Origin of the sequence: Kitasatospora sp. NPDC094028 (assembly GCF_049543595.1) — a bacterium.
GTDB lineage: Bacteria > Actinomycetota > Actinomycetes > Streptomycetales > Streptomycetaceae > Kitasatospora.
In genome coordinates, this window is record NZ_JBMVFA010000019.1 from 142,958 (window position 1) to 152,453 (window position 9,496).

The following is a 9,496-nucleotide window of genomic DNA, read 5'->3' on the forward strand; positions in this document are numbered from 1 at the left end:
GGGGGCCGGCGGCCCCCCCGGCTTGGGGGCGGGCGGGTGTGGCCCTCGCGTAATTTTCACCGCTGTTTAAACCCGGACCGGGGGCCCCCCCCCGGGGGGGGGGCGGGGGGCCCCCCCCCCGCCGTCGCTCTTCCCCGGATTCCGCTCCAGCGCACCCGCCCACCGCGCTGCGGGCCGGCTCGTGGGCGGGTCTAGCATGATCGGCGCCGGGGCCTTTGCCCGGGTCGGGGGAAGGGGTGCGGGATGAGTGGGACGTCGGCCGTCGTGTGGCGCGGTCTGGGGTACGGGGTGGGGGCGGCGGTCGGGCTGGGCACGGTCGTGCTCCTGGCGGTGGCCGCGCTGACGTTTCCCGAGCAGCCGGCCGGTGCGTTCGCCACGTTGCTGTACTGGCCGGTGTTCGCGGTGTTCGGTGCGGTGAACGGCGCCCTGCCCGGGGTGGCGGTGGGCGCGGTCCTGGCCAGGACCCGGGATCGGGACCTGGAGTGGGACCGGGTCTGGACGGCCCGGGGCCGGGCGGCGCTGGCGGCGGGCGGGACGTACTTCGCGCAGGTCATGGCGCTGGCCGTCGCCACCGACGGCAAGGGCTGGACCCCCGCGGCCGCGGTGGGCGCCGTGTTCGCCGCGCTGCTGGCGGCGCTCTGCGCGCGCCGGGTCGTCGGCCGGGCTGCGGCCCCCGCCGTCGCCGTCGAGTTGGGGCGGACGGGCTTCCGGGCGGGCTTCCGGACGGGCTTCTGAGCGGGCGGCCGGGGGCGTTCCGCCCCGGTCGGCGCGGTCTGGGCGGGCGAACCCGGGGCCGCGGGCGGCTGAACGGTGCGTGACCGTCGGCGAGGGCCCGGCGTTTCGGGTGGCGGACCCCGCCCGGCGGCGGGAGGGTGACGGGCGGGGGGCCTCACCAGGAAGGGACGAGCATGCCCGACGTCATGACCCCGTACGCGACCGGCACCCCGTGCTGGATCGATCTGATGGCGCAGGACCAGCAGGCCGCGCTGGACTTCTACCGTGACCTGTTCGGCTGGCAGGGGCAGGTCGGCCCGCCGGAGTTCGGCGGGTACGCGGTCTGCACGCTGGACGGCAAGCCGGCCGCCGGCATCGGCCCGGCGACGGCCCCCGAGGGGATGCCGGAGCCGCCGACCGTCTGGACGACGTACCTGGCCAGCACCGACGCCGAGGCCACCCAGGAGGCGATCGTCCGCGCCGGCGGCACCCTGATCGTCCCGGTGCTGGACGTGGGCACGCTCGGCCGGATGCTGGTCGCCGCCGACCCGCAGGGCGCGGTGTTCGGCGTGTGGCAGGCCGTGGACTTCGCCGGGGCCGGGGTGGTCAACGAGCCCGGCGCGCTGACCTGGAACGAGCTGCACACCGACGACATCGAGGGCGCCACCGCCTTCTACGGCGAGGCCTTCGGCATCGAGATCGAGAAGATGGAGGGCGCCGAGTACTGGTCGCTGATGGTCGGCGGCCGCGCGGTCGGCGGCGCCTCGCTGCTCGCCGACGACCCGCCCGGCACCCCGGCGCACTGGCTGTCCTACTTCGCGGTCGACGACGTGGACTCCAGCACCGACGCCGTGGTCAAGCGCAACGGGACGGTGCTGGCCCCGCCCTTCGACATGATGGCCGGCCGGATGACGGTGGTCGCCGACCCGCAGGGCGCGCCGTTCGCGATGATCCAGCCCAAGCCGATGTAGCGGCCGGCGCTCCGCCGTTCCGCCCGCCCGGGAAGGCCTCGGGCGGGCGGCCGCACGTCCGGGGCCGGTCGGGCGGTCAGAGGCCGATCGCCTCGGCGGTCTGTTCGGCCGTCCAGGTGAACAGGTCGTCGGCCGGTTCGAAGCCGCCGACCAGGTGGCCGTGGAGTTCGATGCCGATCAGGCCGATCAGCTGGACCCACGCCGACACCGCCCGGGCGAGGGCCAGCGGCGGCACGCCGGGGGCCATGTCGGCGGCGAGGGCGGCGAGTTGCCCGGGCAGTTCGCCCCGCGGCGCGGGTTCGGGCGGGGTGGGGCGCAGGGTGGCCTCGCGGACGACGCCGAGCAGGGCGAGCGGCAGCCGGCCGGCCGGTTCGATGGTGGTCCGGGGCGCCGCGTAGCCGGGGATGGGCGTGCCGAAGACCAGGCCGTACTCGTGCGGGTTGGCACGGGCCCAGTCGCGGGCGGAGTGCCAGACGGCCTGCCAGCGTTCGCGGGCGGTGCCGTCCCCGGTGGCGGCGAGGGCCTGGTCGGCGGCGTCGCCGAGTTCGGTGTAGGCGTCGATGATCAGCGCGGTGAGGAGTTCGTCGCGGCTGGCGAAGTAGCGGTACAGGGCGGAGGAGGCCATGCCGAGCTCGCGCGCGACGGCCCGCAGCGACAGCTGCTGGGCGCCGACGGCGGCGAGCTGGCGGCGGGCCTCCTGCTTGATCTCGCGGGTGAGTTCCTCGCGGGCCCGTTCGCGGGCGGTGCGGATGGCTGGCATACGGACCAGCCTGCCACATGTCGGAGCGCCGCACACAAGCGAGAGCACTGCTCTTGCTTTCGGGATCGGGGCGTGCCAAGCTGAATCACGTCGAAACGAGAGCACTGCTCTCGAACGGAAGCGGCGGTCGCATGGCCGACCGGTCGCCGAGCCGAGGAGTCCCGATGTCGCAGCCCGAGCCGTCCCCCCGCCCCGCCGCCCGCCAGATCGTCCCCGAGACCACCTTCGCGGCCACCGCCGGGAAGCTGTCCAACGCCCTGGTCGCCGGCTTCACCAAGGCCGGGATCAGCCTCTTCGGCTCCCGCGTCCTCGCCGTCCGCGGCCGCAAGAGCGGCGAGTGGCGCACCACCCCCGTCAACCTGCTCACCCACGAGGGCGAGCGCTACCTGGTCGCCCCGCGCGGCCACGTCCAGTGGGTGCGCAACCTGCGCGCGGTCGGCACCGGCGAACTGCGCGTCGGCCGCCGGGTCGAGGCCTTTCGCGCCACCGAGCTCCCGGACGCCGAGAAGGCCGAGGTGCTGCGCGCCTACCTGCGCCGCTGGAACTGGCAGGTCGCGACGTTCTTCGACGGCGTCGGCCCCGACGCCCCGGCCGAGGAGCTGCTGCGCATCGCCCCCGGCTACCCGGTGTTCCGGGTCACCGCCGCCGACGCCGCGTGACGGCCCCCGCCCTCAACGGGCCTGCGGGGAAGCGGAGTCCGGCCAGTCGGGCGGCCGCGGACGCGGGCCGCCGGGCCGGCCGGTGCCGCTCGCGGCCGGTCGGATCGTCCGCGTCCGGTGGGGCCGTTGCGGGGACGCGGGCCGTGGTCGGACATGCCGGTGCGGCCGAGCGGGCAGTGATGGGCACTCGTGGTGCTGCGCCGACGATGCGGCGATGACCGGGAGGATGATCGGATGTTCGGAGTACAGGCCGGCGGGAGCACGGACGGACCGGCGCGGACGGCCGGGCGGACCGGCGGGAGCGCAGGCGGGCGGGGCGTCCTCGTCCGGGGCGGTGCGGCGACGGCGGCGGCCTGCGTGCTCGCCCTCGCGCCGGCCAGGGCCGCCGCGATCGAGGGCGGCTGGGACGCCGATCCGGCCCGGTACCCGTACCAGGTGTCGCTGGAGTACCGGGGCACGCACGTCTGCGCCGGCGGCGTCCTCGGCGCGACCACCGTGCTGGTGCCCGCGCACTGCGCGGACGTGATGGCGCGCTCCCAACTGGCCGTCCGCCCCGCGGCCGCCGCGCCCCAAGGCAGGCAGGCCCCGAGCGACCCGGCCCCGGCGAGGCCGGCGGCCCGGGCCGTCGCGAAGGTGGTCATGCACCCCGACCACGACCCGGCGACCGGCCGCGCCGACCTGGCCGTCCTCACCCTCGCCGCCCCGCTCGACCTCGGCCCCGGCCTGACCGCGGTCGGCCTGCCCGGCCAGGGCGCCGACCCCGCGCCCGGCACGGTCGGCACGGTCTCCGGCTGGGGCGCCGCCGGCTCGTCCGCCGTCCGCTCCCCGACGCTGCGCGCGGCCCGGGTGACGGTGACGCCGCGCGGCGCCTGCGGCGGGTCCGGCCGGGCCGCCGACCGGTGGCTGCTCTGCGCCGTCCCGGACGGCGCGCACCTGCGCCGGGGCGACGACGGCAACCCGCTGATGGTCGGCGGGACGCTCGTCGGTCTCGCCGGCGCGCCCAACCGCTCCTCCGGCACCGACCGCGCCCGCGCGGGCGGCGACGCCGTGGCCTTCCTCGGCACCGGCGCCTACAGCGACTGGATCCGGGCCGCCGCGGCACGCTGACCACCCCGTGGCACGCTGACCACCCGCCCGCCGCGCCTCCCCGATCCACACCCACCTGTGCCACGCCGAGTCCGGCGACATCCTGCGCGGCAGCGAGAAGCCGGACGCCGACGAGCTCGCCGCCGCCGGGTACCCGCCGCCGGCTGACGGCGGCGCCCGGGCGGACGGCCTCCAGTGCGCCGCGAACCTCCACCGGACCTTCCGAATCCGATCGAGCCGACGCGGGTAGGGATCCGTGCGCCTGACCGCGGTTCGAGCGCGGTCCGGCCGCGGACCGGGGCGGATCGACGGGAAGGAACGGCGCGGTGGCTCGCTCGCAGGATGTGGTCGTGGTCGGCGACGGGGTGGTGGGGCGGTCGCTGGCACTGGCCCTGGCGCAGGCCGAACCGTCGCTGCGGGTGGGCCTGTCCGGCCGCGGCGGGGCGGGCGCCTCGCGGGCCGCCGGCGCGATGCTCGGCGTGCTCGGCGAGGTGACCGCCACGACGCTGCGCACCCGGCACGGCCGGCTGCGGCTCGACCTCGCCGTCGAGGCCGCCCGCCGCTGGCCCGCCTGGCGCGACCGGGTCCGCGCCCTCGCCGGACGGCAGGCGCCCCCGGACGGCTACGGCCGGGGCACCTTCGTGCTGCTCAACACGGTCGGTGCCCGGCTGGACGAGCAGTCCGCCGCCGCCATGACGACGGCCGCCGCCGAGCACCGGCTGCCCGCGTACGAGATCGATCCGGCCGACGTCCCCGGCATCCGGCCGCTGGACAACGACCGCCCGCTGCGCGCCCTGCACCTCCCGGCCGAGGCCCACCTCGACGCCCGCCGCTGGCTCGACACCCTGGACGCGGCCCTCGCCGCGCTGCCCAACCTCGCCCGCCTCCCGGCCGGCCGGCCCGCGCTCCACCCCGGCGGCTACCGGCTGGCCACGGCGGAGGGGGACGTGCACACCCCGGTGCTGGTGCTCGCGGCCGGGGCCTGGACCACCTCGCTGCTGGAGGACCTCGACCCGGAGCTGCCGGTGCTGCCCGTGGTCAGCGCCGAGGGCTCGTCGGTCACCGTCACCGCCCCCGCCGCCGAACCCCTGCGGGCCGTCCTGCGGACCCCGAACCGCGCCTACGCCTGCGGCCTGCACGCCGTCCCGCAGGCCGACGGCAACTGGTACCTCGGCGCCACCGCCAACCCCGCCCCCACCCCGGGCGAACACCCGACCCCCGGCGCGCTGCGCTTCCTGTTCGACGCGGCGCTCGGCCAGCTCCACCACGGGCTCGCCACCGCCCGCCTGCTCGCCGTCCACCACGGCAACCGCCCGGTCGGCCTGGACGGCCACCCACTGCTCGGCGCCACCGCCCGCCCGGGCCTGTGGGTCGCCACCGGCACCCACCGGGACGGGCTGCACGCCTCGCCGCTCATCGCCGCCGAACTCGCCGCGGACATCCGCCACGGCCGCCCGCGCAGCCCCTGGCTCACCCCGTGGCAGCCCGAGCGCACCCCGATCGCGGACTGGACGCCCGACGAGGCGGTCCACGAGGCCGCCGCCCACCACCACGCGCTCACCGCCGAGTCCCGGATGCGCCCGCCGCTCACCGGGGACTGGCCGCAGGCCCTCACCGAGGCGTACCGCCACCAGCTCGCGGCCGCCTACCGGCATCTGCCGGACGGCTTCGTCCTGCCGCCGGACCTCGCCCCGCTGGCCTACGAGCACGGCCCGGCCCTGGCCAAGACGGTGGCCGCGTACCTGAACCGGCGCGCCCGCCGCTGACCGGGGGCCCCAGGCCGGGCGGGTGTGCACGGAGAGATGCTTGACAATCTCAACCTTTCAGGCCTACCGTCACCGACACTTGCTTCACGCGATGAAACATTGAGTGCGCAAGCCATCGCCACCCCGAAACGCCGCGGCACCGCGAGACGCCGCGACGCCCCGCAACGCCACGGCATCCCGCCATGCCGCGACACCCGTACCCGGAGACCACGTCCATGACCCCGCTCGACCACGGCGCCGCCGTCGCCGCCGAGACCGCCCGCTTCGTCGCCGCCGTCCAGCACGCGGACCCGTCCCTCCCGGTGCCCGGCTGCCCGGACTGGACCCTCGCCGAGCTGATCCGCCACACCGGTAGCGTCCAGCGCTGGTTCACCGTGCTGCTCCGCCGGCGGATCCAGGAGCCGCCGCGCAGCCGGGACGTCGACCTGCGGCTGCCCGAAGGCCCGGAGCAGTACCCGGCCTGGCTGGCCGAGGCCGCCGAGGAGGCCGCCACGACGTTCGCCGGCACCGACCTCGACGCGCCGATGTGGGCCTGGGGCGCCGACCGGCACGCCCGCTTCTGGGTGCGCCGGATGCTGTTCGAGACCCTGGTCCACCGGGTCGACGCCGAGTCCGCGCTCGGCCTGAAGCCGGACATCGACCCGGCGCTCGCGGCCGACGGCGTGGACGAGTTCCTCACCAACCTGCCCTTCGCCACCCTGTTCGCCCCCAACACCGCCGAACTGCGCGGCGGCGACCGCACCATCCGCTTCACCCGCACCGACGGTGACGGCGACTGGCTGGTGCACCTGCACCCCGACAGCTTCGGCCTCGTCCCGAACGGCGTCGCCGCGACCGCGACCGCCGACGCCACCGTCCGGGCCGGCGCCGCCGACCTGCTGCTCCTCCTGTACGGGCGCCTCGACCGCACCGCAGACGGCGTCGAACTGGCCGGGGACGAGGAGCTGCTGGCGCACTGGTTCGCCAACTCCGCCTTCTGACCCCCAGGATGAGCGGCCCCGTCACCGGTGATCCGACCGGCGTCGGGGCCGCCCGTCGTGGTGCCCCCGTACGCGGCGGAACCGGGGTGCGGGTGTCCGGGCCCGCACGGCCCGCCCTATCTTGGCTGAGCGCCTTCAAGCGCTCGGGCCGCCACGCCAACGGCGGCTCGACACCCTCACCACAACTGGGATGGCCATGAACGGACTTGGATCACGCGTCCTCGCCCTGGCGATATGTCTGCCCGCACTCGCCCTGACCACCGCCCCGCCCGGCGCCGCCGCCCAGCCGGACACCGCCGCCGTACGGACGTCGGCGTCCGCCGCGGCCGACCCGGCGCCGTCCTGGACCGGGCCGCTGAGCACCCGGGGCCGGTACGTCGTCGACGCGAACGGCCGGCGCTTCAAGCTCAAGGCCGCCAACTGGGCAGGTGCGCAAGGCACCTGGCAGGGGAACGGGAACGTCGACGACCCCGCGAACAACCAGGCGGGACAGGTCTCGCACAACATCCCGCTCGGCCTGGACCGCGTCCCGATGGCCCGACTCATGGCCGACTTCCACGGACTGGGCCTCAACAGCATCCGGCTGCCGTTCGCCGACGCGCTGATCCACGACACCACCCCGGTGCCGGACTCCGCCGTCGCCGCCAACCCCCAACTGCGCGGCCGGACCCCGCTGCAGGTGTACGACGCCGTCGTGGAAGCCCTCAGCGCGGACGGCTTCGCGGTCATCCTCAACAACCACACCACCAGCTACCGCTTCTGCTGCGGCCTGGACGGCAACGAGCGCTGGAACAGCGGGCAGAGCACCCAGCAGTGGGAGGACGACTGGGTGTTCATGGTCGACCGGTACAAGGCCAACAAGCGGGTCGTCGGTGCCGACCTGCGCAACGAGGTCCGCCGCGACACCTGGGACGACCCCAACTGGGGCCTCGGCGACGCCCACGACGAGTACGCCGCCTTCGAGGAGGCCGGAAACCGGATCCTGCAGGCGGACCCGGACATGCTCGTCGTCATGGAGGGCATCAACTGGTACGGCATCCCCGCCGCGGTGTTCAGCCACGGCCGCCCGATGCTCACCCCGGTGCGCACCCTCTCCCACACCCTGATCGACTCCGGCAAGCTCGTGTACTCCGCGCACTTCTACGCCTACACCGGCCCGGCCAACACCGGCGCGGGCAGCGGGCCGGGAGCGACGAGCGACCCCCGCTACCAGGACTTCACCCCGGACCAGCTCGCCCAGGTGGTGAACGACGAAGCCCTGTTCGTCACCCAGGCCGGCCAGCACTTCACCGCCCCGGTGTGGATCAGCGAGTTCGGCGCGGGAGGCCGCGGCTCGACCGACGCCAAGGAACAGACCTGGCTGCACACCTTCACCGACCTCCTGGCCAGGAACGACACCGACTTCGCCATCTGGCCCCTGGTCGGCTGGGCCGACGCCAACGGCAAGCCCCAGGACAGCTGGGCGCTGCTCTCCTACGACCCCACCGGCAAGCGGCTCGGCCTGAACGACCCGGGGGACTGGCGGGCCACCGACTGGAACAAGCTCGTCGGCGCCCCCGCGCTGACCGGCCCGGTCGCGCCGGTCGACCACTGGAACATGCTCGACCTCGACCACGGCGACCAGAACGTCTCCCGGCGGATGCTCGCCCTGCCGGACTGGAGCAGCGGCAACCGCAAGGGCGACTGCCCGGACGGCCAGCGTCTCACCGGCCTCGGCCGCGGTGACAGCCGCGGCCTGTGCACCGACGCCGGCGAGCCCGCGGCGGGCGCCGGCGACTGGGTGACCGTCACCGACGAGCGGTACGTCACCGAGGGCGACTGGGCGTCCGGCTACAACAAGCTGCAGTGCCCCGACCACACCTTCGCGGTCGGGTACGCGGTGCACGGCGACGCCATGGCGGCCCTGCTGTGCGCCCCCGCGGCCGGGCGGCTGCCCACGAACGGGCACGACGTCTGGTTCGACCACGGCGACAACCGGCCGGCGACGGGCGGCTCGGCGGCGAGCGACTGGGCGCCGGGCCACTACAAGGGACAGTGCGGGGACGACGAGTACGTCGCGGGTGTCGCCTACACCTGGCGCTGGCTGCACTACGGCGTCCCGGACGCCCTGCTCTGCCGCCCGCTCGTCTGACCGACCGGGCCCGACCGAGCGGTGGCCGGGTTCCGCACCCGGCCACCGCTGGTCGGCGGGCATGACCCCCCTGGAACAGGGCCGCCGACTGGCCGCCGGAGCCTGACTGACCGGGCGACTTGTGTCGGGCGCCGGGCGGGGGTACTGTCTCCCAGTCGCTCGGCAGGGAGCACCGGACACGCATCGGCGCGGACGGTCCCGGGGCGGCCAATCCCTTGAAACACCACTTCCTGGTTCGCGCCGGGTCGCGTTTGCGTTTTCGCATCGCGGCAGGGCGCTTATTCGGTGTGCGCGGTTTATCGGATTGCGGTCGGACTTGGCTGGATTCGCTTTCCGGAGCGGGGATCGGCTAGAGTTTGAAACGTCGGACAGGGCGTCAAGCCCCGGAAGACACCGGCGAGTTGGATGACGAAGCCCCGGAAACGGAGC

At 75.6% G+C, this 9,496-nt stretch carries 8 protein-coding genes; 7 read left to right on the forward strand and 1 reads right to left on the reverse strand.

Going from position 1 to position 9,496, the window contains the following annotated elements; genetic code table 11:
- The first annotated feature begins 243 nt into the window (after positions 1-243).
- Both ACPC54_RS26205 and ACPC54_RS26210 read left to right on the forward strand, forming a co-directional pair.
- Complete coding sequence (locus ACPC54_RS26205; RefSeq protein WP_498968175.1) at positions 244-735, forward strand: hypothetical protein; 492 nt, start codon at positions 244-246, stop codon at positions 733-735.
- A gap of 173 nt (positions 736-908) precedes the next feature.
- Positions 909-1,685, forward strand: a complete 777-nt coding sequence (locus tag ACPC54_RS26210; RefSeq protein ID WP_498968176.1) for a VOC family protein — start codon at positions 909-911, stop codon at positions 1,683-1,685.
- A 76-nt stretch (positions 1,686-1,761) separates the two neighbouring features.
- On the opposite strand, the gene ACPC54_RS26215 is transcribed toward ACPC54_RS26210, so the two are convergent.
- The gene (locus tag ACPC54_RS26215; protein WP_498968178.1) at positions 1,762-2,445 is read right to left on the reverse strand and encodes a TetR/AcrR family transcriptional regulator; all 684 of its coding nucleotides are present in this window, start codon (positions 2,443-2,445) and stop codon (positions 1,762-1,764) included.
- A gap of 164 nt (positions 2,446-2,609) precedes the next feature.
- Here ACPC54_RS26215 and ACPC54_RS26220 point away from each other — a divergent pair, with 164 nt between their 5' ends.
- The 5 genes from ACPC54_RS26220 (at position 2,610) to ACPC54_RS26240 (ending at position 9,067) form a co-directional block, all read left to right on the forward strand.
- Complete coding sequence (locus ACPC54_RS26220) at positions 2,610-3,104, forward strand: nitroreductase family deazaflavin-dependent oxidoreductase (protein ID WP_498968179.1); 495 nt, start codon at positions 2,610-2,612, stop codon at positions 3,102-3,104.
- 234 nt (positions 3,105-3,338) lie between these two features.
- Positions 3,339-4,211, forward strand: coding sequence for a trypsin-like serine protease (locus tag ACPC54_RS26225; protein WP_498968180.1), 873 nt, complete (start codon positions 3,339-3,341; stop codon positions 4,209-4,211).
- Positions 4,212-4,516: 305 nt separating this feature from the next.
- On the forward strand, positions 4,517-5,956 hold the full coding sequence (locus ACPC54_RS26230; RefSeq protein ID WP_498968181.1) for an NAD(P)/FAD-dependent oxidoreductase: 1,440 nt from the start codon (positions 4,517-4,519) through the stop codon (positions 5,954-5,956).
- Between the two features lie 182 nt (positions 5,957-6,138).
- The gene (locus tag ACPC54_RS26235; RefSeq protein WP_498968182.1) at positions 6,139-6,936 is read left to right on the forward strand and encodes a maleylpyruvate isomerase family mycothiol-dependent enzyme; all 798 of its coding nucleotides are present in this window, start codon (positions 6,139-6,141) and stop codon (positions 6,934-6,936) included.
- A gap of 190 nt (positions 6,937-7,126) precedes the next feature.
- The gene (locus ACPC54_RS26240) at positions 7,127-9,067 is read left to right on the forward strand and encodes a glycoside hydrolase family 5 protein (RefSeq protein WP_498968184.1); all 1,941 of its coding nucleotides are present in this window, start codon (positions 7,127-7,129) and stop codon (positions 9,065-9,067) included.
- Positions 9,068-9,496 lie beyond the last annotated feature (429 nt).